Below are 25266 nucleotides of genomic sequence, written 5' to 3' on the forward strand. Positions count from 1 at the left end.
ATGAATGCCGAAAGGGTGTTAGACAGGTATCTTCACCGGCTTCAATACTGAGGACCATGCTTCGTCCGCCTCATCGTCGAGGACTCGTCGAGAGTGGATGCGCGACCCACCAGACCTGCACTCGTGCACGTCGCCACACTTCGAACTTGGGAAGGTCATGAACATCGATACCTCGCACCCCACTGCGGTCAGGGATCCTCAGAGCATCGCCGCTCCGACGAGCCTCACCGAGACCATCGCCATCGCACCGGCTCGCAAACGCCGCGTGCTGCCGAGCGGCGTCGACAAAGCCATCAAGGCCGTCGTCGGCATGCTCGGCATCCTCGCGGTCTGGGAAATCATCGTCCGCGTCTTTCAGATCCCGGCCTTTCTGCTCGTCGGGCCGATTGCAGCGTTCGAGAAGCTGTTCACTCAGCCCGACTACTTCGCCCACCACGCCTGGGTGACCATCACGGAGGCCCTCGCCGGCTTCGCTCTTGGCACGGGTCTCGGGGTGCTCTGCGGCGCGACGCTCTTCTACATTCCTGCGGTGCGGCACTTCCTCTACCCCGCGCTGATCGCCGTCGACACGATTCCGAAGGTCGCGCTCGCGCCGCTCTTCATCGTGTGGTTCGGGTTCGGGTTCGAATCGAAGGCGTTCGTCGCAATGGCGATCGCGTTCTTCCCGCTCGTCATCAACACGTTCGATGGACTCTCGGCCGTGCCGAACGAGCTCAAAGAACTGGCGCGCATCAACAACGCGAGCACCTGGATGCGGATGCGCAAGATCGAGTTCTGGTACGCGCTGCCCTCGATCTTCTCGGGCGCGAAGATCTCGATCTCGCTCGCCGTCGGCGGCGCGGTGGTCGGCGAGTTCATCGCGGGCACCGACGGCCTCGGCCAGGTGATTCTGCGTGCGAACGCCCAGAGCGACCTCGCCACGATGTTCGCGGCGTTCATGGTGCTCGCGGCGATCTCGCTCCTGCTCTTCTACCTCATCACGGTGATCGCGCAGCGCCTGCTGCCCTGGCGCAACCACGTCAAGTAGTCCAGGCGATCCTCCACGAACTGCAGTACCTCCCTGCCAGAAAGGAAGCACGCACATGCGCGCACAGAAAACAGTGGTTGCGGCAATGATCGCCGCGACCGCGCTCCTCGCCACCGGTTGCTCGGGATCCGGATCGGGTGCCTCCGCTGACGGCGGCACCGACCAGGTCAACTTCATGCTCGACGTCGCGGTCTTGCCGAAGCACGCCCCCTTCTACGCCGCGGTCGAAGCCGGGTTCTTCAAGGATCAGGGCATCGACGTCGAAATCATGCCGGGTTCGGGATCGGCCAACACCGTGGCATCGGTCGACACGGGGCGCGTCGACTTCGGCTGGGCCGACTACAACGTGTCGATTCTCAACCGCGCCCAGGGCGCCTCGATTCGCCAGATCAACCTGGTGCAGGGCAAGTCAGCGTACGCCGCCCTCGCGCTGCCCGACTCCGGCATCAAGGATTGGGACGACCTCAAGGGCAAGACCGTCGCGACCGAGGGCAACGGTGCCATGGTCGCGATGTGGCCCGCGGTGCTCGACAAGCTCGGGTGGCAGGAGGGCGACGTGAGCATCGTCTCGGCGGCCGGCGAGGCGAAGATTCCCGGGCTCATCGCCAAGCAGTGGGACGCGAACCTGGCGCTCTCGGTCTCGGACGGCCCGACGCTCATCGCCGAGGGGTACGATCCCGTGATTCTGAACTGGGCCGACCTCGGTCTGCTTTACTACGGCAACGGCGTCATTGCCTCCGACCAGACCATCGAGCAGAACCCCGACCTCGTGAAGCGCTTCAGCACCGCCATGCAGCGCGGATTCGCGTGGGCGTGCCAGAGCCAGGACGAGACGGCGAAGATCTTCGACGAGCAGGTGCCCGGCTTCGACGCCGACGCCATCGACGACGCCGTGCAGGGCCAGTGCGACCTGATGTGGGACGACGAGAACACCGAGGCCGGCTTCGGCACCATGAGCGACGCCGGCGTGCAGAAGCAGATCGACCTCGCCGCCGAGTACCTCGGCCTCGAGCACCCCGAAGAGGTGTCGCCGGCCGACATCTACACCAACGAATTCCTCGAGCCCCTCGGGCCCGACGACACGATCGAGCAGCCGTCCGCGTAAGCGGCGCGGCAGAAAGGACCGTCATCATGACGACCAGTGAACCGGTCATCAGCGTTCGCGACGTGGGCATGACCTACACCGCCCGCGACGGCGCGACGAACACGGTGCTGCGCGGTTGCGAGTTCGATATCGCCCCGGGCGAGTTCGTCTCCATCGTGGGGCAGTCGGGCGGCGGCAAGACCACGCTGCTCAAGATCATCTCGGGCCTGCTCGAGAACACCGAGGGCGAGGTGCTCGTGCGCGGTCGCGGCGTGAAGGAGGCCCTGCGCGACATCGCGATGGTGTTCCAGAGCCCCACGCTGCTGCCGTGGCGCAACAACCTTGCCAACGTGCTGCTCCCCATGGAGTTCCGCAAGCGCTCGACGAAGGAAGCGAAGGCCCTCGCGCAAGAGCTGCTCGAGATGGTCGGCCTCGGCGACAAGGCGAAGAACTACTCGTACGAGTTGAGCGGCGGCATGCAGCAGCGCGTCTCCATCTGCCGCGCTCTCGTCTCGCACCCCGAGATCCTGCTCATGGACGAACCCTTCGGCGCCCTTGACGCGATGACTCGCGACTCGATGAACTTCGAGCTGCAGCGCATCTGGCAAGAGACGAAGCGCAGTGTGCTGTTCGTGACGCACAGCATCCCGGAGGCTGTGTGGTTGGCGGATCGCGTGCTCGTCGTCGGCGATCGCCCCGGGCGCATCATCGCGGACATCAACGTCAACCTGGCTCGCCCCCGGTCGAAGGACACCCGGTACGCCGACGAGTTCGCCGAGCTTGTCGCGCAGGTCGAGGGGCTGCTCGGCGTCGAGGCAGGCATCAGTTGAGCACCGCATCGGCACCTGCACCCGCATTCGCACCGGCACCGCGCACCGAAGAGAAGAGGAAGAAGACCACCACTATGGCGAAGATCATCTGCGACCCCCAGGCCGTCACCGAGCGCTATGGTTTCGTGCCCAACGAACGCCTGCTGTTCTCGGCGATCCGTCTCGATTCGTTCCCGTTCGTGACCCCGCTCATCTTCGAGGACGGCGGCGCTGAAGTGATGCTGGCTCGCCAGCAAGAGCAAGGCAACATCGTGACGGGCGGCGGCGTGGACCCCGCGAAGATCCGCTTCTACGAGCCGTGGGTCACGATCGATCCGCGACCCGTCGCCGACTACCCGGCAGCCGCGAATCTGCCGGCGCTCGTTAAAGAGCTGGTGGGAGACCGCCCGGTCGACCTCGACCCCCGGGCGCCCTACACGCACTACCTCAAGCTCACGGGCGAGGTCGATGTGCGCGTCGAACTGCCCGAGCAGCGCCCGGTCGTCGTCGTCGAAGTCGACCAGGCCGCCGTGCTCCAGAAGTTCGCCGGCTGGCGCGCTGCCGGCGTGCCCGTCGCCGAGCGACTGATCGGTGAGGTCGACCATCTCGCCGGCCTCGAGCGCGAGCTGCGCGCCGACGCCGACACCCGGTTCTCGGCTCTGCCCGAGGCCGCCGAGGCGCTCGGGGTCGATGCGATCCTGCTCTCGTCGGCACCGAACTTCAGCGAGGTGACGGGCACCGTCTGGCAGCCGGGTGCCGCCGCGCTCTGGGCGGGCGGATCGCTGTACGTCGTCTCCGAGCACGCCGTGCCCGGGGTCGTCGGTGCCGAGACCGGCCAGTACGGTTCGGCGGCCGAAGCGATTACGGCGCTCGCCGCCGGCCCGCGCATCGCCTTCGAGGAGCAGTGGGAGCAGAGTCAGCTCGGCCTCCGCCTCACCGACGCGGGTGCGGTGCTCGTATCGGCATCGCGGGCACTCGGCTCGTGGCGCGACGAGCGCGACTTCGAGGATCTCCCGTTCCAGCTCATCGCGGCGCGTGCCTCGACGACCGCGATCGAACAGACCGTTGACTGGGCGCACGCGCAGCTCGACGCAGGGGAGACGTTCACCGAGAACATCATGTACGCGCGATACCTCGAGTTCTTGGAGCGGTTCGTCAGCGAATCGGAGATCCCGTTCACGGTGGAGCCCTACTTCACGAACCTGCACTCATCGCAGCGCATGCTGTTCCCGGGCCCGCCGACCGACTTCCCGCTTGATGCCAGCACCACGTGCATCCAGCTCGATGCCGGGGTGCGCGTGGTCATCGATGGCGTGGTTGTCGCGACCTCCGATATGGCGCGATCCGTGCTGCGCACCCCCGAGGGGCGCGAGGCCTACGGCATCCTCACGACCGCGGTGCGCGAGGTGATCATTCCGCAGCTGCGCGCCGGTGTCGTCTGCGAGGACGTGCACGCGAAGACGCTTGAACATCTCGTGACGGTACTCCCGCGTATGCGAGAGATCGGGTTGCTCGGCAACGAGGTCGACTTCGAAGTCGAATACAGCAAGCGCAACGTGGGGCACCTCATGGGCAAGCAGGAGTCGTTCGCGAACGAGCTGCGCCCCGGCTACCGCTTCGTGCTCCGTGCAGGCTCGTACGGCGCCGCCGAGATTCCGTGGCGCTACGACCGGCACGCGATCGGTACCGAGGATCTCTGGTACATCGGCGCCGACCGCACGTACAACCTGACGCTCCGGGAGCACTGAGTCCCGTTTGACCCGCGCGGCGGTCGCCGGCCACTAGGCGTCGGCGGCCGCCGCGCGCAGTTCGTGCACGATGCGGCGCGTCAGCGGACGCGTATCGTCTTCGCGCCAGACCGCGTGGAGTTCGACCGGACGCGGTTCGACGGTGACGAGCGGGGCGTAGGTCACGCCGCGGATGCCGAGGGTCTCGGCCGATTCGGGAACGAGCGCGACACCCGTGCCGGCCGAGACGAGCGCGACCATCGTCGACACCTGGCTCACGGTGAAGCGGTGCTTCCACCGCGAGATCGGCATCATGCGCGTCGCGATGTCGTAGAAGTATCTCGCCTCGATCGGCGAGTGCATGATGATGTCTTCGTTGACGAGATCTTCAACCCCGATCGGACTGGTGCGGCGGGCCAGCAGGTGCCCCTCGGGCAGGGCGACGAGCAGGCGCTCGCGGTGGATGCGCTTTGAATCGAACCGGGCCGGGTCGAACGGAGGGCGTCCGATCGCGACGTCGATCTCGCTCTTCGTGAGCGCCTCGAGTTGATGCTTCGTCACCATTTCCTGCAGCTCGATCGTCACATCGGGCAGTACCTGCGAGATGCGGGCGAGCATCGGGCCGAGCAGGGTGAAGGCGCTCGACGCCGTGAAGCCGATGCGCACGATGCCCGAGAGCCCGGCGGCGACCGTGCGGGCGACTTGCGGGGCGCCATCGGCGATGGCGAGGATGCGCCTGGCCTCGTCGAGAAATGCGCGCCCAGCGTCGGTGAGCTCCACGCGGCGGTTGCTGCGGCGCAGCAGTTGCACACCGACCGTCGCCTCGAGTCGCTGAATCTGCCTGCTGAGCGGTGGCTGCGTCATCTGTAGCCGTTCGGCGGCTCGCCCGAAGTGCAGCTCCTCCGCCACGGCGACGAGTGCTCGAACCTGATCCAGGGTGTACGACATGCGGCCCTCCGTTGCGCTGCGGCCGGGTGATCCGGCTCTCTCACAACGATACCTTCTATGCATGAAATGATCTAGAAGGGATGTTGGACAGGTATGCATGGGGGAACTTAGCGTGAAGGCATCGGATACCTGAAGCCCGATCGCCACCGCTCGCGGTGCGTGACCCACACCCACAGGAGGTTGACCGCCGTGCCCCACTTGGAACCCGCCGAACTCGCGAGCCAGATCGGCTCCGGGCTGCTCTCATTCCCCGTCACCCACTTCGATGCACAACTGCGATTCGACGAATCGCAGTACCGCGAGCACGTCGAGTGGCTGAGCGCCTACCCCGTCGCCGGCCTGTTCGCCGCCGGCGGCACGGGTGAGTTCTTCTCGCTCACCGTCGAAGAGGTCGCGCAGGTCGTGGCCGCCGCGGTGCACCAGGTCGGCGGACGCACCGCCGTACTCGGGCCGGCCGGTGGCTCGCTCGCCACGGCCATCGCGCACGTTCAAGCCGTGGAGGCGGCCGGCGGCGACGGCATCCTGCTCTTCCCCCCGTACCTCACCGAGGCGGGCCAAGATGGGCTGGCCGCCTACGTCGAGGGTGTCTGCCGCGCCACGAAGCTCGGGGTCATCGTCTACCACCGCGCGAACGCCCAGTACTCGGCCGAGACCCTCGTGCGCCTCGCCGACCGACTGCCCAACTTCATCGGGTTCAAGGACGGCGTCGGTTCGATCGAGCAGATGACTCAGATCTACTCGACGCTGGGGGATCGCCTGACCTACGTCGGCGGGTTGCCGACCGCAGAAACCTTTGCCCTGCCCTACCTGGAGCTCGGCGTCACCACGTACTCGTCGGCGATGTTCAACTTCGTGCCGGAGTTCGCAATCGACTTCTACAATGCGGTGCGCCGCCGTGATCACGCGACGGTGTTCACCGCGCTGCGCGACTTCGTGCAGCCGTACCTCGAGGTGCGCAACCGTGTGCCCGGGTACGCGGTGTCGATCGTGAAGGCCGGGCTCGACGCCGTCGGCCGCAGTGGCGGGCCCGTGCGGCCGCCGCTGCAGGAGCTGACGGCGCAGGATCGAGCGGACCTCGTGCGGGTCGTTGAGCGAGCGGTCGTGCCCGCGCTGGTTTAGTCACCGGCAGCGGTGCGGGGTTGAACACCGGGAGGTGTTCAACCCCGAGCTGTTTCCGCACCGGCCACGTGCGCGTCACTCGGGCCGAATCATCAGATGAAAGTAAGGCCACAGCAGGCATCCGGAGGGTGCCGGAGGCGCTCCCGATTGGTGACATAATGGGTGCGCAGTGGATTCTCAGCCATGCTCTGTGACGGGGAAACCCGCGCGTGGCGAGATGGCGATGTCAGCCGCCGGGACGCCTCTCGGCGCAGCCGGACGAAGGAGGAAGCCCGTGTCAGCCCAAACGGCAGCAGCCGCACCCGCGGTCAAAAAGAAGGTCCGCCCCGGCGGCACCCTCTACCGCGGGAACGAGGGAATGTGGTCCTGGGTGCTGCACCGCATCACGGGTGTCTCAATCTTCTTCTTCCTGCTCGTGCACGTGCTCGATACCGCCCTCGTGCGGGTCAGCCCCGAGGCGTACAACGCCGTCATGAGCACCTACAAGACCCCGGTGATGGGCTTGGGCGAAGCGGTGCTCGTCGCCGCCATCGTCTTCCACGCGTTCAACGGCATCCGCATCATCCTGGTCGACTACTGGAGCAAGGGCGCGAAGTATCAGCGCACCATGTTCTGGGTCGTCATGGCGCTCTGGGCGGTCACGATGGCCGGCTTCCTGCCGCGCCACCTGATGAACGTATTCGGGCACTGAGGGCGAGGAGAAACGCTATGTCATTGACGATTGACGCCCCGCGCTCGCAGGCGCCGGCCAAGAAGCGCACGAACTGGGAAAAGTGGGGCTGGATCTACATGCGCGTCTCGGGCGTGCTGCTGGTCGTGCTGGTCTTCGGACACCTGTTCTCGAACCTCATGATCGGCGACGGCGTGCACGCCATCGACTTCGGCTTCGTGGGCGGCAAGCTCTCGCAGCCGTTCTGGAAGGTCTGGGACACGCTGCTGCTCTGGCTCGCGCTGATCCACGGCGCCAACGGCATGCGCACCATCGTGAACGATTACGTCGTTCGCCCCGGTCTCGCTAAGGCCTTCAAAGTCTCGCTCTTCCTTTCCGCAGCGCTGCTGATCCTGCTCGGCACCATCGTGATCTACACGCTCGATCCGTGCCCCCCGGGCGCCGACCCGGCACTCGTCGCATCGTTCTGCCCGGTGCCGTAGGCCCCGCGCAGCACCGGATTTCGCATCGAAGAATAGGACACACGTGACCACCAACACCCACCAGGGCGAGGACATCACCGTCAAGGACGGCGTCACCTATCACCAGTTCGACGTCGTCATCGTCGGCGCCGGCGGCGCCGGTATGCGCGCCGCGATCGAGGCGGGCCCCAAGGCCAAGACCGCGGTCATCACGAAGCTCTACCCCACGCGCTCTCACACGGGTGCGGCGCAGGGCGGCATGGCCGCAGCGCTCGCGAACGTCGAGGAAGACAACTGGGAGTGGCACACCTTCGACACCGTCAAGGGCGGCGACTACCTCGTCGACCAAGACGCGGCCGAGATCCTCGCGAAGGAAGCCATCGACGCGGTCATCGACCTCGAGAACATGGGCCTGCCGTTCAACCGCACGCCCGAGGGCAAGATCGACCAGCGCCGCTTCGGCGGGCACACCCGCGATCACGGCAAGGCGGCTGTGCGCCGCGCCTGCTACGCGGCTGACCGCACCGGTCACATGATTCTGCAGACGCTGTTCCAGAACTGCGTGAAGCTCGGCGTCAACTTCTTCAACGAGTACTACGTGCTTGACCTCGTCATGACCGAGGTCGACGGGGTGCGCAAGCCCTCCGGCGTCGTCGCCTACGAGCTCTCGACCGGCGACCTGCACGTCTTCCATGCGAAGTCGATCGTCTTCGCGACCGGCGGCTTCGGCAAGATCTTCAAGACCACCTCGAACGCGCACACCCTCACCGGTGACGGCGTCGGCATCGTGTGGCGTCAGGGCCTGCCCCTCGAAGACATGGAGTTCTACCAGTTCCACCCGACGGGCCTCGCAGGCCTGGGCATTCTGCTGACGGAGGGTGCGCGAGGCGAAGGCGCGATCCTGCGCAACGCCTCGGGCGAGCGCTTCATGGAGCGCTACGCCCCGACCATCAAGGACCTCGCACCCCGCGACATCGTCGCGCGCTCCATGGTGCAGGAGGTGCTCGACGGCCGCGGCGCGGGCCCGCACAAGGACTACGTCTACCTCGACTGCACCCACCTCGGTGCCGAGGTGCTCGAGACCAAGCTCCCCGACATCACCGAGTTCGCGCGCACGTACCTGGGTGTCGACCCGGTGACCGAGCCCGTACCGGTGTTCCCCACGGCGCACTACGCGATGGGCGGCATCCCGACGAACAATAACGCCGAGGTGCTCTCCGACAACACCACCGTGGTGCCCGGTCTCTACGCCGCCGGCGAGTGCGCCTGCGTCTCCGTGCACGGCTCGAACCGTCTGGGCACGAACTCGCTGCTCGACATCAACGTCTTCGGCAAGCGCTCGGGCAACAATGCGGCCGACTACGCCCTCACGGCCGAGTTCGTTCCTCTGCCCGAAGATCCCGCCAAGATGGTGCGCGACATGGTCGAGGGCTTCCGCCACGGCACCGGCACGGAGCGCGTCGCCGACCTGCGTCGCGAACTGCAGGAGGCCATGGACCGTGGCGCTCAGGTGTTCCGCACCGAGGAATCGCTCACCGAGGTGCTCGGCGTGATTCACAACCTGCGCGTGCGCTACCTCAACGTCGGGGTGCAGGATCGCGGCAGGCGGTACAACACCGACCTGCTCGAGGCCATCGAACTCGGCTTCCTGCTCGACCTCGCGGAGGTGCTCACCTACACGGCGCGCAACCGCAAGGAGAGCCGCGGCGGCCACATGCGCGATGATTACCCCAAGCGCGACGACGAGAAGTACATGCAGCACACGATGGCGTACCTGTCGGGTGATCCTCACTCGGCCGATGCGGAAGACCACATCCGCCTGGATTGGAAGCCCGTCGTGGTGACGAAGAATGAGCAGGGCGAGTTGAGGTACCCGCCGCTGGAGAGGAAGTACTAGGTCATGAGCACTGCTACCGCACCCGCCGAGGCCGCGACGACCGACGCTCCCGAAGCGCCGAAGCCGTTCACCGTCACCCTGCTGGTACGCCGCTACAACCCCGAGTCGGGTCGTGAGGCGTACTGGGAGGACTTCGACGTCGAGATGTACCCGACCGACCGTATCCTTGATGCGCTGCACCGCATCAAGTGGGATCAAGACGGCTCGCTCGCCTTCCGCCGCTCCTGCGCGCACGGCATCTGCGGCTCGGATGCGATGCGCATCAACGGCCGCAACCGCCTCGCCTGCAAGACGCTGATCAAGGATCTCGATATCTCGAAGCCGATCTACGTCGAGGCGATCAAGGGCCTGCCCCTCGAGAAGGACCTCATCGTCGACATGGAGCCCTTCTTCGCGGCGTACCGCGAGGTGCAGCCGTTCCTCGTCTCGGGCACTGCACCCGCGGGTGGCAAGGAGCGCATCCAGACGATTGAGGATCGCGAGCGCTTCGACGACACCACGAAGTGCATCCTGTGCGCCGCGTGCACGACGAGCTGCCCCGTGTTCTGGACCGATGGCCAGTACTTCGGCCCTGCCGCCATCGTCAACGCGCACCGCTTCATCTTCGATTCGCGTGACGAGAACGCCGAGGTGCGTCTCGACATTCTCAACGACACCGAGGGCGTGTGGCGCTGCCGCACCACCTTCAACTGCACCGACGCGTGCCCCCGCGGCATCCAGGTCACCAAGGCGATCGCCGAGGTCAAGGCCGCGATCCGCACCGGCAAGGTCGCGTAACCCGCGCCGAGGCCTGCGCCTTGGATACAGTGGCTGCATGACGACGCCCCGCAACTCCTCCGACGTCACGGAGGAGAGCGGGGCGTCTCGCGTTTCCGCAGCCGTTGGGCGCGGGCGTCGACAGTGGAGTGCGCGCTGGGGCTGGGTGCAGCGATTGCGGCCCGTGCGCACCTATCTGCATTTCTCCGATGTCGGCGGCGTCGTGCTTTCCGGCGGCATGAGCTACCAGGCGCTGTTCGCCGTGTTCGCCGCGCTGTGGCTCGGCTTCGGCGTCTTCGGCATCACGCTGCGCAGCCGACCAGAGCTGCTCGACTCGGTCATCGAGCAGATCAACCTGTTCATTCCCGGTCTCGTCGGCGAAGACGGTGTCGGCGTCGTACCGATCACCGAGCTCATGAGCGCGCGCACGCTCGATTGGGCGAGCGCGATCGCCGGGGCGGTGCTGCTCTGGGTCGCGCTGAACTGGTTCACGGGTACGCGCCGCTCCATACGCATCATCTTCGGGCTCGAGGTGCGGCAGTACCGCAACCCGGTGCTGCTCAAGCTGCGCGATTTCGTGCTGGCGATCATCTTCTTCCTGGCGATCCTCGTCTCGGCCGCGCTCGCTGTGCTGAGCTCGAATCTTGCCGACCAGTTCTTTACCTGGATCGGAGCCGGCGCTGACAACTGGTTGCTCGGCACCCTCGGCACGCTCGCACGTTTCGGGGCGGTCTACGTGTTCGATGTGATTCTGCTGCTCGCGATGCACCGCTACCTGGCCGAGGTGCGGGTGCCCCGGTGGCGCCTGATCGCTGGCTGCGCCCTCGGAGCGCTGGTGCTGCTGGCGCTCAAGATCGTGGGCGGCGTTGCGATCGGGGGCACGACCAGCAATCCGCTGCTCGCCACCTTTGCGGTCTTCGTCGGTCTGCTCATCTGGTTCAATCTGATCTGCCGCACCCTGCTGCTTACGTCGTCGTGGATCGCGACCGGGCTCGACCATGAGCTCGGCCTGCCGCCGGAGGGGTTCCCCGCGCACTCCGTCGACGTGTGACGTCGCGTTGCGAGCGCGACGAAGTGTCGCGGCAGGTCGGCCTACGCTGGGCTTCACGCGAGCGTGAGGAGTGATTGTGACCCTGTCAACCGTGCAGCCGAGTACTGCGGAGTTCGATGAGCCGCGCATCGAACTGATCGATGTCGAGTGGGCAGACCCCCGAGTCGTGGCGCTGCACGAGGCTATGAGTGCCGAGGTCGGCCCACGCTACGCGGAGTCCATCGGCCAGCGCGCCCCAGTTCCGGTCGATGCCGCTGACATCGTCGCCACGGTACTCGCCCTGCGCAACGGCGAGCCAGTGGGTACGGCGGCGCTCAAGTGCACGGGCGAGTTCGCCGAGGTGAAGCGGGTGTTCGTGCACGCGCACGGGCGACGGCTCGGGTTCGCGAGTCGCCTACTGCGTGCTGTGGAGGATCACGCCGCCGCCCTCGGCTACCGAGTCGTGCATCTGCAGACCGGGTTTCGGCAGCCCGACGCGATTGCGCTCTACGAGCGCGAAGGATGGCGCGCCGTCGAACGGTTCGGTCCGTACGACGATGACGCCGTGGTCAGCCGCTGCTTCGCGAAGGATCTCGCCCTGAAGTGACCCGTTCCGGGTGAGGAAGTTACGGCACGGGGCAGTACGGTGCGGTTTCGACTTCGTTCTGCGAGAGGTCGATCGGCACCCAAGCTGAGGGAGCTGCGTTGTCTCTGAAGAGCTGCACATACAACGTGAGAGAGTCTCGAACCGAAGGTGTGAATTCGTATGCGAGCGGCGGCGAGCTCCACTGAGACGCTGCTGCGGTCGGAACCGGAGGATCGAGGTAGAACCCAAATTCGGCCTCGGGAATCAGCGGATAGATGACGCGGAGTGTTCCCGCTTGTGCGGAGTACCCGGAGACAGAGATGTGATTGGTGGTGCCGCAGAAGGACCAACTCTGCACTTCTGGAGCGATCGTGGCGCCTCCGGGAATTTCAGTACCCGAAGCATTGGTCTCAGCATCGGAGTCGACCTCAGCTTGAGCGTCGGCATTGGCTTCGACTTCCGCCTGAGCGTTCGCATCGGCGTCGACGGCGGCACCGTCGCTCGCGGCGTCGCCTGAACTGTCGGCTTCGGTGTCGGCGCTTGCCCCGTCGCTTCCGGAAGTACCCGTGCCGTTCGCGTCCGCGCTGGCGTCAGCCGCAGCGTTCGCCTGCGCGGTCGAGCTCGCTGCGGACGTGGCGTTTGCCCGTGTGTCTGCCGTTGAGTGAGATGAAGCGGATGCGTTTGCCGTGGAATTCGCGGATGCACCGCTTGCGTTCGCGTTGCCCGAGCTGCGGGCGTCGCTCCCGCTTCCGCTCGCTGCACCCGCACCTGAGTCAGACCCATCAGCGTTGCCGTGTGCAGCGCCCGATGCCGATGCTGCAGCTGACGCTGCGGCTGAGGTATTCGCAGTGACCGATGCGTCGTTGCCGTTCGCACTCGCGCTTCCGGAGCTGCCCGTGTTTTCTGAACCGTCTGAAGTGCGCGTCGGGATGGACTGCTGGCGCTCCTCTGCCGACTGTACCGGAACGGGCGTCGCAGGTTGCTCCTGGGCTGGCTTGACCGGTTTCGTGGTGACGGAGTCGCGCGTGGGCTTCGACGAGTCGCTGTTGTTCGGCGCCGTATCTGAGGGAGGCGCAGGCTCGGCTGCAGACGCGGCGACCTCGGTCGACACCGATCCACTCTGCACGGCATTCGTGATCCAGATCGCGCCGCCACCGATCACGAGCGCACCCGCGACGGCTGCGGCGAGCACCATCCCTGAAACTCCGCCGAGCACCCCGCCCGCGGCTCCGGCGGCCGCAGCTGCGGCACCGCCTCCGGCAGCCGCCGAGCCTGAGCCTGCGGCCGCACCCGAACTTGATCCTGCAGCGCTCCCCGACCCCGAACCCGCAGCGCTGCCCGAGCCCGGGTCGATCGGAGCGACTCCGTTGGCACCATCGATCAGCGCGGTGGCGCCCGCGGGGGCCGTTGATCCGACACCGCCCAAGAATGTGACGACGGAGCCGCCGCCGAGCACGGCCCCGGCCAGCACGAGTGCGAGCTGACGATTGAGGCCGCTGAGTTCTGCCGCCGCTCCCGCGCAGGCAGCGCAGGTGTCGAGGTGCGCTTCGACCTCGCGGCTCAGCGCGGCAGTGAGCTTGCCGCGCTGGTAGCGCTGCAGGTGCGACAGCGTCGATTGGCAGGCCGCCTCGGCGAGTTCGCGATTGATGTGCTCGTCGACCCAGGCCGACTGGAGCGCCTCGCGCGCCCGCTTGGCGAGCGCGGAGACGCCGTTGGGCGAGATGCCGATCAGTTTCGCCGCTTCGCGCGGCGGCAACCCTTCGACCTCGGTGTACCAGAGCACCGACTGCCAGCGTTCCGAGAGCGAGGCGAATGCGCGTGCGGCGGCGTTGCGGTCAAACGCGCCGTCTTCCCACGGGCCGGCTTCCGTGAGATCGGGAATGACATCAAGGTTCTCGGCGGCGTCTTCGGGGCGCCGCCAGTGGTCGACGGCGATCGACTGGATGGTGCGGTAGAGATACGGGCGGAAGGAGCCGCGGGGGCCGCGCCCGTCGAGCGTGAGCTCCATGATGCGGAGGTACGCCTCGGAAACGACGTCGTCCGCATTCGAGGGGGTGCCCAAGTGTCGCGCTGCGACGAGCCCGGCGCGGCTGTGCCGTTCCCAGAGCACGGAGAAGGCCGAGGTATCGCCGGCGCGTGTCGCGTCGAGCAGCTCCGCATCGGAGCGACCAGTGTGCGCTGATCGGGGCATCGGGGTCCTTCGCTGTTCATCCCCTATCGAAGCGCGCGTTCGACGCACTGCTCCATATCGCCGCGCCCCATGCGCGGCGAACCCCCACTCACTAGTATGCGCTCTTTCTGTGCGTTCCACATGCCGCTGCAGATTCCTCCAAAAAAGTTTCGTATGCGCGCGTCACGTTTCGTGCCCTTCCGCGTGTTACTTCCGAGCCCGGTTCCCGCCTGTCCCCCCCCATACCCCAGTGCGGGAACCGGGCTCGATTGCTCGGGGGAGTGCGGGTCGTTGCGGGGCATCGCGTCGCAACGACCTCGGGCGCGTCGCCGGGCCCCGCGATTACCCTGGAAACATGACTGAACTCGCCTCTGCTCAGCGTGCGGTCGAGCCGCATGACGTCGTTGACCTGATCACCGCGAAGCGGTTCGGTCGGGCACTCGCGACCGACGAGATCGACTGGGTGGTCGATGCGTTCACGCGCGGAGCTGTTGCGCCCGAGCAGATGAGCGCGCTGCTGATGGCCATCGTGATTCAGGGCATGGAGCGCGACGAGATCCGCTCGCTGACGGCCGCCATGATCGCGAGCGGTGAGCGCATGGATTTCACGGGTCTTGGCCGACCGGCGATCGACAAGCATTCGACGGGCGGTGTCGGCGACAAGATCACGCTGCCGCTGGTGCCCCTGCTCGCATCGCTCGGGGTGGCGGTGCCGCAGCTCTCGGGTCGTGGGCTGGGGCATACGGGCGGCACCCTCGACAAGCTCGAATCGATTGCCGGCTGGCAGGCGGCACTCTCGAACGAAGAGATGCTGCGGATGCTCACGGACGTCGGAGGCGTGATCTGCGCTGCGGGCTCGGGGCTGGCACCGGCGGATCGCAAGATGTACGCCCTGCGCGACGTCACGGGCACCGTCGCGGCGGTGCCGCTCATCGCCTCGTCGATCATGAGCAAGAAGATCGCCGAGGGGGCCGGCGGGCTGGTGCTCGACGTGAAGTTCGGTTCGGGTGCGTTTCTTCCGGACGTGCCTGACGCACGCGAATTGGCGACGACCATGGTGCGGCTCGGCGAAGACTCCGGGTTGCGCACCGTGGCGCTGCTCACCGACATGGATACCCCGCTCGGCCGGGCCGTCGGCAATGCGAACGAAGTGCGTGAGTCGGTCGAGGTGCTCGCGGGCGGTGGCCCGGCCGATGTGGTCGAACTCACGCTGGCGCTGGCTCGCGAGATGCTCGACCTCGCGGGGATGCCCGATGTCGACCCGGCGCCGGCCCTCGCCGACGGTCGTGCGATGGACGCGTGGCGAGCACTCATCGCCGGCCAGGGCGGCGACCCCGATGCGCCCTTGCCCGCAGCGCAGGAGCAGCACGTGGTTCGTGCTGAGGCCGACGGGGTGGTGCAGCGCGTCGACGCGCGCGCGGTCGGGGTCGGTGCGTGGCGCCTCGGCGCCGGGCGAGCCCGTCCCGGCGACCCGGTCGACCATGCGGCCGGCGTCGAGGTACTCGTGCGCCCCGGCGACCGAGTGCGTGCCGGCGACCCGCTGTTCATCGCCGCCTGCGACAACGCTGGGCGCCTGGCGCGCGGGCTCGAATCGCTCGGTTCCGCGGTCGAACTCGGTGCCTCGGCGTCGCCGGTGCGCCCGCTCATCGCCGGCCGCATCGCCATCGACGACTGACGCCCCCTCCGGAGGGCGTGCGGTGCGGGCCGTTAGCGGCTCTGGGGGTGTGCGAGTTCCGTCCACGCGTCGGGGAGAGCCGCCGCGACGTCGGAGGCGGTAATGGGGCGACCCGCGCCGACGCCCGATTCGCCTCGATCAGACGCGGCGATACGCGCGGCGCGATCGTGGAGCAGCGCGGCGGTGGCCCCCACCGGCCCCAAGAGCTCGGGGTTCGCCCGCACCGCCGATGCGTGACCCGCGACCAGGGCCCCGAGCGCGCCCGCGAGCACATCTCCGGTACCCGCCGTGGCGAGCCACGGGGTGGCGGGGCCGATGCGGCGCACCCAGCCGCCCGGAGTCGCGCAGATCGTCACCGATCCCTTGAGCAGCACGGTCGCCCGGAGCGCGGAAGCGAGCCGCGCGGCAAGCTCGCTGCGCAGCGCGAGATCGAGCCCGCGAGCGTCCCACGCATCGGGGAGTGCTCCCACGTCGCTCGCGCGCCAGAGGCGCTCGAATTCGCCTCCGTGCGGGGTCAGGATCGCCGCAGCGCGAGTGCCGCGCGTCTTTGGCACGAGATCTGGCACGAGATCTGGCGCGAGGTCTGGCTCGAAACCTGACTCGACGCCGGGCACGAGGTCGAGCGCGCCGGCGTCGATGACGAGCGGCGCATCGCCACCGAGCAGGGAACGCAGTTCGTCGTCTTCCGCCGCCGACCGAGTGTGTGCGTCGGTGCCCGACCCGATCACCCATGCGTCGCATGGTCGGCCGGTCGCCGCACCGAACACGGTTTCGGGTTGTGCAGCGAGCACGGCGGCCGCGGGCGATGGCAGACCCCAGGGAGCGGATGCCTCATCGACCGGAGGCGCGTAGCGCACCATGCCCGCCCCGGCTCGCCAGGCGGCAGATACTCCGAGCACCGCTGCACCCGGGTACTGCGCGCCACCCGTGCGCATCCCGAGCACACCGCGGCGGTACTTGTCGTCGCTCGGGGCGGGCGAACGCAGCAGTGCTGCCGCGTCGGTATCGGCCCAGCGGTCGATCATGATCCGGCCGGCTCCGACTGCAACTGCTCGAGCAGCTCGCGTACCGCCACCTCGAGCGATGCGAGTGAGCGTTCGGCGGCGCCGCGGCGCTCGCGTGCGCTCCCCGTTTCGTTGAACGTGTCGAGATACACCTTGAGCTTCGGCTCCGTGCCGCTCGGCCTGATCATGACGCGCGAGCCGTCGGCGAGATCGTAGCGGAGCACGTCGGCGGGAACCTCGGCCGCGCCGGGAGTCAGGAGGTCGTGCGCCGCCGTGACGGCGACGCCGCCGAAGGCCGTCGGCGGGTGCTGCCGGATGCGCGCGGTGAGCGCGGAGGCCGCCGGCATCGACGGCAGTCGGAGCGTGACCTGCCCGCTGGCGAAGTGACCGAACCGCTCGCTGGCGTCGTCGAGCAGATCCCAGATCGTGCGACTCGCGGCGGCGAGCTCGCGCGCCATGGCGATTGCGTCGGCACTCGCCGAGATCCCATCTTTGTCGCGCACCGTGCGCGGGTGGGTGAGGTAGCCGAGGGCCTCTTCGAACCCGAAGATCAGGCCCGGTACGCGTGAGACCCATTTGAACCCGGACAGCGTCTCTGCGTAGTCGAGCCCGTACGCCTGGGCGACCGCGCGCAGTGCGGGCGACGACACGATCGTGCACGCGAGCGCGCCCTGCGCCGTCGTTCCGAGCTGCGCGGCAGCGGTCGTGGCGCGTTCGGCCGCCCGCCAGCCGAGCAGCAGCCCGAGCTCGTTGCCCGTCAGCATGCGGTAGCCCGACGGATCATCGGAACGCGGTGCTGCGATCGCCAGACGGTCGGCGTCGGGGTCGTGCGCGACGATCAGGTCGGCCTGCGCTGCACGTGCCGTGCGCGTCGCCAGATCGAGCGCGCCCGGCTCTTCGGGGTTCGGGAAGTCGACGGTCGGAAATGCGCCGTCGGGGTGCAACTGCTCGATCACCGGGATGACACGGGGAAGGCCGGTCGCGGTGAATACCCGCTGTGCGACGGCGGCGCCGACACCGTGCATCGCTGTGTACACGATGCGCAGATCGGTGTCGGAGCCCAGCGCGATGCCGGGGGCATCTGGGCGCTGAGGCAGCCCGGCGAGCACTGCCGCCGCGGTCTCTGAAACGTAAGCGTCAGAGACGCCCGGCCCCAGCGTCGAATACCCGAGCGAACGCGGCAGCTCACCGACGGGGCGCCGCGCGATGCGATCGATGTGCGCTGCGATCGCGGCGTCGGTCGGGGGCACGATCTGCGATCCGGCGTCATCATCTCCGAGATACACCTTGTAGCCGTTGTCGCGCGGCGGATTGTGGCTCGCGGTGATCATGATGCCCGCCGAGACATCGAGGTGCCGCACCGCGAACGCGGTGAGCGGCGTCGGGCCGGCCTCGGGCAGCAGATACACTTGCAGACCCGCACCGCTCATGACCTCTGCGGCGTCGCGCGCAAAGATCGCGGAGCCCACGCGACCGTCATACCCGATGACCACGGAGGGTGCGTCGGCCGAGCCGCGTCGAGCCGCCGCATCGCGGAGGTACGCGGCAAACCCAGCGCTCGTCTGTGAGACGACGACTCGATTCATGCGCTTGGGGCCGGCGCCGAGAGGCCCGCGGAGCCCCGCGGTGCCGAACGCAAGCCGACCACCGAACGCGGCTTCGAGCTCGGCGGCGGCCTCGGCCGAACCGGCGGATGCGCGCTCCACGAGGCCGCGCGCCTCGGCCCGTGTGCCCGCGTCGATGTCGTGCTCCGCCCAGGTCGTCGCCTCGGCGATCAGCGCCTCGAGTGCGGCGTTCGTCTCGTTCGACGAGCGCGTCGCGCCCTCGGCATCACGTGCCTCGCGGCGCCGCGATCCTGCCCCCGACTGCCTCATGCGGCGTCTCCCTTCACCCGGTGCATACCGAGTTCAAGCTACCACTCTGCTCCGCGTGCGAAAATGGAATCACGGCGCCGCGCGGCGCAGTGACCGACGAAAGGAATCGCCCATGTGCTCACCGATCCGTTGCTCGACGTGCAGCAAGGTGACGTGGCAGGGCTGCGGCCTGCACATCGAAGAGGCGCTCGCCGGGTTCTCTGCAGACCAGCGCTGCGCCTGCGAGCGCTAGCGCCTCACCGCTTCAGAGCGTTCCGGCGGCTCCGCCGCTCGGCAGCGCGGTCATGCGCGTGACCACGACGGGGCGCTCGAGCAGCCCCTCGATATCGGCGTTGAGCACGCTGATTGCTGCGCCGGTCGCGTGCGCATCGAGTTCCGCGGCACTCGACCACTTCTCGAGCATGGTCACGGTGCCGTCTTCGGCATCGTGAATCGCATAGAGCTCGCACCCCGGCTCATCGTGCACCGCGGCGATGCCGCGCTGCATCGCAGCGACGAGATCAGACTTGCGGCCGGGGGTGGGGTGGAAGACGGCAGTGACGATGACGGTCATTTCAGTGGGCTCCTGATGGGGTGCTGAGGTGTGGTGTGCGCAGCGCCGTCAGCGACTCCGCGACGAATGCGGAGACGGCTTCGGCCGCCGCGGCGGTGAGGGTGGCGACGTCGTCACCGGCGAGGCGCGCGGGGGCGAGTGCGGCTGACACGGCGTCGAGCAGGCGCCCGCGCAGCTCGGTGTTGATATTGACCTTTCCCACGCCTCGAGCCGCCGCGGCGCGCAGGTCGGCCGTCGAGATACCCGATGCGCCGTGCAGCACCAGCGGCACCTCGGTGGCCTGCTGAATGCGTGCAAGGCGATCGTGCTCGATGCGCGGTGCACCGCGATACGCGCCGTGCACGTTTCCGATCGACACCGCGAGCAACTGGGCTCCCGACTGCGCCACGAACCGCCCTGCCTCAGCAGGGTCGGTGAACGCCGACGCGTCGGCATCGAGCGCGACCGCACGATCTTCATCACCGGCGAGCGCGCCGAGCTCGGCCTCGATCACCGTATGGTGCGGCAGTCGTGACCGCATCTCAGCGACGAAGGCGGCATTTTCGGCGGTACTCAGGGCGGAGCCGTCGACGAGCACCGCGTCGGCTCCCGCAGCGACGGATCGCACAATCAGATCGGCGTCAGTCGCGTGATCCAACTGCACGCAGGCCGCGACCGACGCGGCATCCGCCATGCCGCGCAGAGCGGAGATCAGCGCCGCGCCCCGCGCTCGCCCGGCGGCGACGGGAGGCACGAGCAGCACGACGGGAAGGCCCGCGCGCTCGGCACCGCCGATGATCGCATCTGCGGTGGCGAGGTCGTAACAGGTGTAGGCGCCGAGCGCTCCGTGGTCAGCGATCGCCGCCCGCGCGAGGTCGTCTAGGCGAGCCCTCACGCGTGGAGGCCGACCGCGTCGAGCACGTCGAGCAGCGCGTCGGGGCCGCCGACATTGCCCGGCACGACCACATATCGCAGGCTGCGCCCGTCGCGGCCGGTCATCTGCCACACGGAGATGCCGGGGAGCACCTGGCCGAGCACGCGTGCGCGCCGGGCCCCCAGCCCGCTCGTCGCCACCTCAGCTGAGGTGATGCCGCCCTTCGAGATCACCGTGGTGACGTGCGGCTGCAGGTCGCCGACGGCGGTCGTCAGCGCTGCCATGACGCGCTCGCCGTGATCGAGCGTACCGTGCGCCGCGGAGCGCTTGCGCTCGGTCATGACGAACGCGAGCGGTCGAGTGGCGAGCGCTGACTCGGCTGCGGCAGCGGCTGCGTGACCGGCCGCGGCGGCGTCATCGAGCGCCAGTTCGGTCGACACGATTGCGGGATCGCCGAAGCGTTCGATCACGCCGGCGATCTGCGCACTCGCACCATCGGTGTGCGATCCGCAGACGAGCAGCACGTTGCCCGGTTCGCGCTCGATCGGCGTCTGGAGCAGCCCGGCGCTCACCACGCCGGCCAGTTCGGCGGCGAGGGGTGACGCCGAGCGCACCACGATGCGGGTTCCCGCGCGGGCGGCGGCGTCGGCGGCCAGGGCGATGCGGTGGATGTCGTCATTGGTGACCGCATCGGGAACGATGACCGAGCCGGGGGCGGCCGAAGCGAGGATGTCGGCGAAGCGGCCCTCTCGGACGTCGGACAGTGTGGCTCCCACCGCGGGGCGCGATGATTTTTCGGCGACGTAGTCGGCGAGCACACCGGTCGAGAATGGGAACACGGGGTCTGCCGCGTACTCGCTCTCATGAGCGGGCACATCGATGCCGTCGATGCGCACGTAGTGCACGCCGTCGAGCGTCGTGCGCCCGCCATCGGGGAACGACGGGACGAAGAGCACGACCGAGCGATCGTCGAGCAGCACCTCGGTCTCCGCGAACACGTGACCCCGCAGCGTCGAGTCGCCGCGCAGCACGAATCGCACATCGACGCCGAGTCGCTCAGCCGCGGCGAGTCCATCTGCGCGCACGCGCTCGACGAATGCGACCGCCTCGTGCTCGGGCAGCGCGCGACTGTTGGTCTGCACGTACACCGCGTCTTCGCTCGACAGCACGTCGAAGATCGCGTCGGCGTCGCTCTGCAGCAGAACGGTCGCGTCGGTCACCGACTGCGTGCCGGTCGGGTCGTCGTCGAGCACGATGGTCTTCATGGGGTCCTTCTTCGCTGCTGGGGTGCGGAATACCGCCTCGGGGATGCCCGAGGCGGAAGCGGCCGGGTGCATTCCCGCGCCTGAGGGCCCTGGTGCGGAGCCTGCCCGCTCCGCACCAGGGGGATCGGGCTACTTGCCCGCGATGATGGCGTCGACTTCAGCGCGTTCGCGCTTGCCCCAGGTCTCCTTGGTGACGAGCGCACCGATGAGGCCGAGCACACCGCAGCCGGCGTAGACGAGCGCGACGCCGCCCCACCCGAGGGGAATGGCGATGGCCGCGGCGATCATCGGGATGAAGCCTGAGATGGCTGCCGAGAACTGGTAGCCGATCGATGCGCCCGAGGTGCGGGTGTTCGCGTTGAAGAGCTCCGAGAACCAGGCGCCCTGGGTGCCGGCGAGCGAATCGTGCACGATCGCCATGCCGAAGACGTAGACGAAGACGATCAGGTAGGGAATGCCGGTGTTCACGAGCAAGAACATCGGGAACGCGAAGGCGATCAGCGCGAGCGTGCCGAAGATGTAGACCGGACGGCGACCGACGCGGTCGGAGAGCGCACCGAAGAGAATCGTCGTGCCGAGGCCGAGTGCGGCGGCGATGATGAGGCCGGTGAGGGCGGTCGCGCGCTCGGTGATGGGCTGATCGCCGCTCGTCAGGTACGAGAGCATGTAGGTCACGATGACGTAGAAGCCGCCCGATTCGGCGAGGCGCAGTGCAATGACGCGCAGCACGGTGCGCCAGTCCTTGCGGAACACCTCGATGATCGGGTTCTTCACCGTCTCACCGGCGGCCTTGACCTCTTCGAACTCGGGGGATTCGGAGACCTTGGCGCGGATGATGAGGCCGGCGATGATGAGTACGGCCGAGAGCAGGAAGGGCAGACGCCAGGCGAGCTCGCTGTCGAGCGTCGACGACCACAGGAAGACGAGGTTTGCGAGCAGCAGACCGAGCGGCACACCGGCCTGAGGAATGGCGGTGTACTTGCCGCGCTTCTTCCACGGTGCGTGCTCGAACGTCATCAGGATCGCGCCGCCCCATTCGGCACCGAATGCGATGCCCTGGATGACGCGGATGAGGGTGAGGAGGATCGGAGCGAGGAGGCCGACCTGCGCGTAGGTCGGCAGCACACCGATGAGCACCGTCGAGATGCCCATGAGCAGGAGCGCGCCGACGAGCACCGGCTTGCGGCCGATGCGGTCGCCGAGGTAGCCGCCGATGAGGCCGCCGAGGGGGCGCATGGCGAAGCCGATCCCGAACGTACCGAAGGCCAGCAGCACACCCATGACCGGATCTTCCGAGTGGAAGAAGGCGTCGTTAAAGTAGAGCGCGGCGGCGGTGCCGTAGGCCAGGAAGTCGTAGTTCTCGATCGTGGTGCCGACGGCACTGCCGATCGCGGTGCGCATCTTGTCGGGCGAACCGTCGCGTGCGCGATCGCGCGCTGGCGCGGTGGTCGTGGTGGCGGTCATTCGGTATCTCCTTTGATAGTGAGCCGGTCGGCTCCTGTGCAGTACAGGCGCCGACCGCTTGACTCACGTCAGGGAGGCGCCCTCGTCACGAAGGTTGAAATTGTAGAAATCTGCGATGTGGCGGCGAACGAGCTGTTTAGCCCCGTTCGCGTCACGATCGGTGATGGCCTGGAGGATGGCCCGGTGCTCCGACCGGACCGTCTTGGCGGTGTGCCGCCAATCTTCGAGCTGTGCGTAGACCTCGACCATCTGGAGGTGGATGGCCGATCTCAGCGAGCCCATGAAGTGAGCGGTGAGACGATTGCCCGCGGACTGGGCGATTCTCAGATGGAACAGGGCATCGAGCCGGTTGAATTCGGCCGAGTCGATGTCGCTGCTGTCCATCTGGTCGAGGATCGCGGCGAGCTCGTCGAGGTCAGCGTCTTCGGCGCGATAGGCGGCCTCCTCCACGCTCCACGACTCGAGAGTCATGCGGGTCTCGAGAATCTCTTGCCAGCTGAAGTGCGCGAGCGCGATCTCCAGTTTGAGGAGGTTCACCAGGCCACCGCCCGGGGAACCCTCGAGCACCGCACCCCCGTCGGCTCCACCGCGGCGGATGTCGACGACCCCGAGCGCCTCGAGTACCCGGAGCGACTCCCGCAGCGACGGCCGAGAGACCCCGAGGGAGGAGGCCAGCTCCCGCTCGCTGGGGAGCCGGTCTCCTGCCTTCAGTCGCCCGTCGAGAATTCGCTCCTCGATCTGGCCCATGACCTGTTCGTAGGTGCGGATGCGCTGAACTGGTTCCCATCCATCGTTCGCGTCGGCCACGCAGGGACTCCTTCGATTTCTGGTTGCCGAAAGTGGCAACCGTTCGCGAATCCATCGTAGTCAACGCTCGGATCGCGACTAGTTCGCAGCGGTGTTCAGTGCGGCGTGCTCGGCGCGGAACTCGGTTTCGAGCTGGCGACGGATCTTCACCGCGAACTGCGATTCGTCGAGTTCGACGTCGTTCCACGACACGATCGCGTCCTTCGGGACGTCGCGAATGAGCTTCGCACCGTGCGCGAGGCCGAGGGGCAGCGCGTGGTGCTTTAGCGACTTCGACGCGGGAGCGAGCTTGCCGAAGACGGTGTAACCGCCCTCGCCGTCGAGCGTTTCGCCCGCGCGCAGATCCCTCTTCGCCGTCGTGACCACGTCGCCGCGGAAGCCGGTCGGTGCGCCGGTGGCCTCGCCGCGAGTCACCGCAGCGGCGATCGAGACGCCGAGCTCCAGTCCGATCATGTGGTACGGGCGGTAGAGCGAGCCGTAGCGGCCGGTGGCATCCGTGTGCACGCCGTACTCGGCGAAGCACTGCACGGCGTAATCGGTGACCGCTTCGAAGGTGACGTAGACGCCCCAACGCAGGTTGTCGGGCACCTCGGTGCCGTCGCGGTACATGCTCGATGCGATTTCGACCGTGCCGCGGCGGCTCAGCGAGCCTCCAAGTGCCTGCTCGCGGAAGACCGTGGGCAGATCATCCTTGCTGGCAGCAGGGAAGAGGAGGCCCTCTTCCTGCGGCAGCAGACCGGTGCCGTTGGCGACAGCGGCCATCTCGATCGCCGACTTCGTGCCGTCGAGGAACGAATTGAACATCTTCGGGTTGTAGTCGCCCGACGCGAGCTGCTCGTCGGTGAAGCCGTAGTAGTCCCACACCGTGTCGGGGGTCGAGTAGTTGTACTCGGGGAGGTACTTGGTGCCCTTGCCGGCGGCAACGACGTCGAAGCCCACCATGCGGCACCAGTCGACGAGCTCGCAGATCAGGGCGGGCTGGTCGCCGTACGCCATCGAGTAGATGACGCCCTTCTCCTGCGCGCGGCGCTGCAGGATCGGCCCCACCATGCAGTCGGCCTCCACGTTGACCATGACGACGTGCTTGCCGTGGTCGATCGCGGTGACGGCGTGGTAGGTGCCGACGAGCGGGTTGCCGGTGATCTCGAGGATGACCTCGACGGCGGGGTGGGTGATGAGTGCCGTCGAATCGTCGATGACGGCGGTGCCGCCGGTGCGCACGGCCTCGTCGAGTGACGCTGCGGCGTAGCGTTCAGCGGGCCAGCCGGTGCGATCGAGCGCTGCCTTCGCCTTGGGGACGTTGATGTCGGCGACGCCGACCACGTGGATCGTGGGGGAGCCCACGGCCTGCGTGAGGAACATGGATGCGAACTTGCCGGCACCGATCACGCCGACCCGAACGGGTCCGGATGCAGCGGTGCGCTGCTGCATGAGGCTGAAGAGATTCATCGTCGGACTCCTTACCGTCGCCGAAGCGAAATGCTGTT

22 protein-coding genes are annotated in these 25266 nt (G+C 67.7%); 12 read left to right on the forward strand and 10 right to left on the reverse strand.

The genetic code is table 11. From position 1 onward, the window contains the following. Window positions 1–157 precede the first annotated feature (157 nt). The 4 genes from CH42_RS05145 to CH42_RS05160 all read left to right on the forward strand — a co-directional run bounded on the left by CH42_RS05145 (window position 158) and on the right by CH42_RS05160 (window position 4668). A complete protein-coding gene (locus CH42_RS05145; protein WP_204374523.1) occupies window positions 158–1027 on the forward strand; it encodes an ABC transporter permease in 870 nt (289 codons plus the stop codon). A gap of 55 nt (window positions 1028–1082) precedes the next feature. After that, window positions 1083–2132, forward strand: a complete 1050-nt coding sequence (locus CH42_RS05150; protein ID WP_053352141.1) for an ABC transporter substrate-binding protein — start codon at window positions 1083–1085, stop codon at window positions 2130–2132. A 26-nt stretch (window positions 2133–2158) separates the two neighbouring features. Continuing rightward, on the forward strand, window positions 2159–2941 hold the full coding sequence (locus CH42_RS05155; protein ID WP_204374524.1) for an ABC transporter ATP-binding protein: 783 nt from the start codon (window positions 2159–2161) through the stop codon (window positions 2939–2941). A 74-nt stretch (window positions 2942–3015) separates the two neighbouring features. Further along, window positions 3016–4668: a M24 family metallopeptidase gene (locus CH42_RS05160; protein ID WP_053352142.1), complete on the forward strand. Its 1653-nt coding sequence runs from the start codon at window positions 3016–3018 to the stop codon at window positions 4666–4668. A gap of 33 nt (window positions 4669–4701) precedes the next feature. Here CH42_RS05160 and CH42_RS05165 read toward each other — a convergent pair whose 3' ends face one another. Beyond that, window positions 4702–5595: a LysR family transcriptional regulator gene (locus tag CH42_RS05165; RefSeq protein ID WP_053352143.1), complete on the reverse strand. Its 894-nt coding sequence runs from the start codon at window positions 5593–5595 to the stop codon at window positions 4702–4704. Between the two features lie 189 nt (window positions 5596–5784). Here CH42_RS05165 and kdgD point away from each other — a divergent pair, with 189 nt between their 5' ends. From kdgD to CH42_RS05200, 7 genes are all read left to right on the forward strand, one after another. Next, the gene (gene kdgD, locus CH42_RS05170; protein WP_053352144.1) at window positions 5785–6714 is read left to right on the forward strand and encodes a 5-dehydro-4-deoxyglucarate dehydratase; all 930 of its coding nucleotides are present in this window, start codon (window positions 5785–5787) and stop codon (window positions 6712–6714) included. Window positions 6715–6988: 274 nt separating this feature from the next. Then, on the forward strand, window positions 6989–7405 hold the full coding sequence (gene sdhC / locus CH42_RS05175) for a succinate dehydrogenase, cytochrome b556 subunit (RefSeq protein ID WP_075205244.1): 417 nt from the start codon (window positions 6989–6991) through the stop codon (window positions 7403–7405). Between the two features lie 17 nt (window positions 7406–7422). Then, window positions 7423–7866, forward strand: coding sequence for a succinate dehydrogenase hydrophobic membrane anchor subunit (locus CH42_RS05180; RefSeq protein WP_053352145.1), 444 nt, complete (start codon window positions 7423–7425; stop codon window positions 7864–7866). A gap of 43 nt (window positions 7867–7909) precedes the next feature. Continuing rightward, the gene (gene sdhA, locus CH42_RS05185; RefSeq protein ID WP_053352146.1) at window positions 7910–9742 is read left to right on the forward strand and encodes a succinate dehydrogenase flavoprotein subunit; all 1833 of its coding nucleotides are present in this window, start codon (window positions 7910–7912) and stop codon (window positions 9740–9742) included. A gap of 3 nt (window positions 9743–9745) precedes the next feature. After that, window positions 9746–10519: a succinate dehydrogenase iron-sulfur subunit gene (locus tag CH42_RS05190; RefSeq protein ID WP_053352147.1), complete on the forward strand. Its 774-nt coding sequence runs from the start codon at window positions 9746–9748 to the stop codon at window positions 10517–10519. 37 nt (window positions 10520–10556) lie between these two features. Further along, window positions 10557–11549 (forward strand): YihY/virulence factor BrkB family protein, encoded by a 993-nt coding sequence (locus tag CH42_RS05195; protein ID WP_053352148.1) that lies wholly within the window; start codon window positions 10557–10559, stop codon window positions 11547–11549. Between the two features lie 76 nt (window positions 11550–11625). Then, entirely contained in the window at window positions 11626–12135 is a 510-nt protein-coding gene (locus CH42_RS05200; RefSeq protein ID WP_156322471.1) for a GNAT family N-acetyltransferase, read from the forward strand. 19 nt (window positions 12136–12154) lie between these two features. Here CH42_RS05200 and CH42_RS05205 read toward each other — a convergent pair whose 3' ends face one another. Beyond that, window positions 12155–14305 (reverse strand): RNA polymerase sigma factor, encoded by a 2151-nt coding sequence (locus CH42_RS05205; RefSeq protein WP_053352150.1) that lies wholly within the window; start codon window positions 14303–14305, stop codon window positions 12155–12157. 334 nt (window positions 14306–14639) lie between these two features. Between CH42_RS05205 and CH42_RS05210 the strand changes: the two genes are divergently transcribed. Further along, on the forward strand, window positions 14640–15959 hold the full coding sequence (locus CH42_RS05210; RefSeq protein WP_053352151.1) for a thymidine phosphorylase: 1320 nt from the start codon (window positions 14640–14642) through the stop codon (window positions 15957–15959). A 32-nt stretch (window positions 15960–15991) separates the two neighbouring features. Here CH42_RS05210 and CH42_RS05215 read toward each other — a convergent pair whose 3' ends face one another. The 8 genes from CH42_RS05215 to CH42_RS05250 all read right to left on the reverse strand — a co-directional run bounded on the left by CH42_RS05215 (window position 15992) and on the right by CH42_RS05250 (window position 25228). Next, window positions 15992–16984 (reverse strand): ADP-dependent NAD(P)H-hydrate dehydratase, encoded by a 993-nt coding sequence (locus tag CH42_RS05215; RefSeq protein WP_053352152.1) that lies wholly within the window; start codon window positions 16982–16984, stop codon window positions 15992–15994. Continuing rightward, a complete protein-coding gene (locus CH42_RS05220; RefSeq protein ID WP_082309301.1) occupies window positions 16981–18837 on the reverse strand; it encodes a phospho-sugar mutase in 1857 nt (618 codons plus the stop codon). The genes CH42_RS05215 and CH42_RS05220 overlap by 4 nt, the downstream gene beginning before the upstream one ends. Window positions 18838–19081: 244 nt before the next feature. Beyond that, window positions 19082–19390 (reverse strand): putative quinol monooxygenase, encoded by a 309-nt coding sequence (locus tag CH42_RS05225; protein ID WP_053352153.1) that lies wholly within the window; start codon window positions 19388–19390, stop codon window positions 19082–19084. Between the two features lies 1 nt (window position 19391). Next, window positions 19392–20264, reverse strand: a complete 873-nt coding sequence (locus CH42_RS05230) for a class II fructose-bisphosphate aldolase (protein ID WP_053352154.1) — start codon at window positions 20262–20264, stop codon at window positions 19392–19394. Next, complete coding sequence (locus CH42_RS05235; protein ID WP_053352155.1) at window positions 20261–21508, reverse strand: four-carbon acid sugar kinase family protein; 1248 nt, start codon at window positions 21506–21508, stop codon at window positions 20261–20263. The genes CH42_RS05230 and CH42_RS05235 overlap by 4 nt, the downstream gene beginning before the upstream one ends. A gap of 129 nt (window positions 21509–21637) precedes the next feature. Then, window positions 21638–22972, reverse strand: coding sequence for an MFS transporter (locus CH42_RS05240; RefSeq protein WP_053352156.1), 1335 nt, complete (start codon window positions 22970–22972; stop codon window positions 21638–21640). A gap of 63 nt (window positions 22973–23035) precedes the next feature. Then, entirely contained in the window at window positions 23036–23779 is a 744-nt protein-coding gene (locus CH42_RS05245; protein WP_204374525.1) for a FadR/GntR family transcriptional regulator, read from the reverse strand. Between the two features lie 78 nt (window positions 23780–23857). Beyond that, window positions 23858–25228, reverse strand: a complete 1371-nt coding sequence (locus tag CH42_RS05250; protein WP_053352157.1) for an NAD(P)H-dependent oxidoreductase — start codon at window positions 25226–25228, stop codon at window positions 23858–23860. Between the last annotated feature and the right edge of the window lie 38 nt (window positions 25229–25266).

Origin of the sequence: Leucobacter musarum subsp. musarum (genome assembly GCF_001273845.1) — a bacterium.
In the GTDB taxonomy this organism is placed as follows: domain Bacteria; phylum Actinomycetota; class Actinomycetes; order Actinomycetales; family Microbacteriaceae; genus Leucobacter; species Leucobacter musarum.

What these genes read in the sequence shown, in the direction of transcription:
- CH42_RS05145 (WP_204374523.1), top strand. Translation starts at nt 158, where the DNA reads ATGAACATCGATACCTCGCACCCCACTGCGGTCAGGGATCCTCAGAGC.
- CH42_RS05150 (WP_053352141.1), top strand. Translation starts at nt 1,083, where the DNA reads ATGCGCGCACAGAAAACAGTGGTTGCGGCAATGATCGCCGCGACCGCG.
- CH42_RS05155 (WP_204374524.1), top strand. Translation starts at nt 2,159, where the DNA reads ATGACGACCAGTGAACCGGTCATCAGCGTTCGCGACGTGGGCATGACC.
- CH42_RS05160 (WP_053352142.1), top strand. Translation starts at nt 3,016, where the DNA reads ATGGCGAAGATCATCTGCGACCCCCAGGCCGTCACCGAGCGCTATGGT.
- CH42_RS05165 (WP_053352143.1), bottom strand. Translation starts at nt 5,595, where the DNA reads ATGTCGTACACCCTGGATCAGGTTCGAGCACTCGTCGCCGTGGCGGAG.
- CH42_RS05180 (WP_053352145.1), top strand. Translation starts at nt 7,423, where the DNA reads ATGTCATTGACGATTGACGCCCCGCGCTCGCAGGCGCCGGCCAAGAAG.
- CH42_RS05190 (WP_053352147.1), top strand. Translation starts at nt 9,746, where the DNA reads ATGAGCACTGCTACCGCACCCGCCGAGGCCGCGACGACCGACGCTCCC.
- CH42_RS05195 (WP_053352148.1), top strand. Translation starts at nt 10,557, where the DNA reads ATGACGACGCCCCGCAACTCCTCCGACGTCACGGAGGAGAGCGGGGCG.
- CH42_RS05205 (WP_053352150.1), bottom strand. Translation starts at nt 14,305, where the DNA reads ATGCCCCGATCAGCGCACACTGGTCGCTCCGATGCGGAGCTGCTCGAC.
- CH42_RS05210 (WP_053352151.1), top strand. Translation starts at nt 14,640, where the DNA reads ATGACTGAACTCGCCTCTGCTCAGCGTGCGGTCGAGCCGCATGACGTC.
- CH42_RS05215 (WP_053352152.1), bottom strand. Translation starts at nt 16,984, where the DNA reads ATGATCGACCGCTGGGCCGATACCGACGCGGCAGCACTGCTGCGTTCG.
- CH42_RS05220 (WP_082309301.1), bottom strand. Translation starts at nt 18,837, where the DNA reads ATGAGGCAGTCGGGGGCAGGATCGCGGCGCCGCGAGGCACGTGATGCC.
- CH42_RS05225 (WP_053352153.1), bottom strand. Translation starts at nt 19,390, where the DNA reads ATGACCGTCATCGTCACTGCCGTCTTCCACCCCACCCCCGGCCGCAAG.
- CH42_RS05235 (WP_053352155.1), bottom strand. Translation starts at nt 21,508, where the DNA reads ATGAAGACCATCGTGCTCGACGACGACCCGACCGGCACGCAGTCGGTG.
- CH42_RS05240 (WP_053352156.1), bottom strand. Translation starts at nt 22,972, where the DNA reads ATGACCGCCACCACGACCACCGCGCCAGCGCGCGATCGCGCACGCGAC.
- CH42_RS05250 (WP_053352157.1), bottom strand. Translation starts at nt 25,228, where the DNA reads ATGAATCTCTTCAGCCTCATGCAGCAGCGCACCGCTGCATCCGGACCC.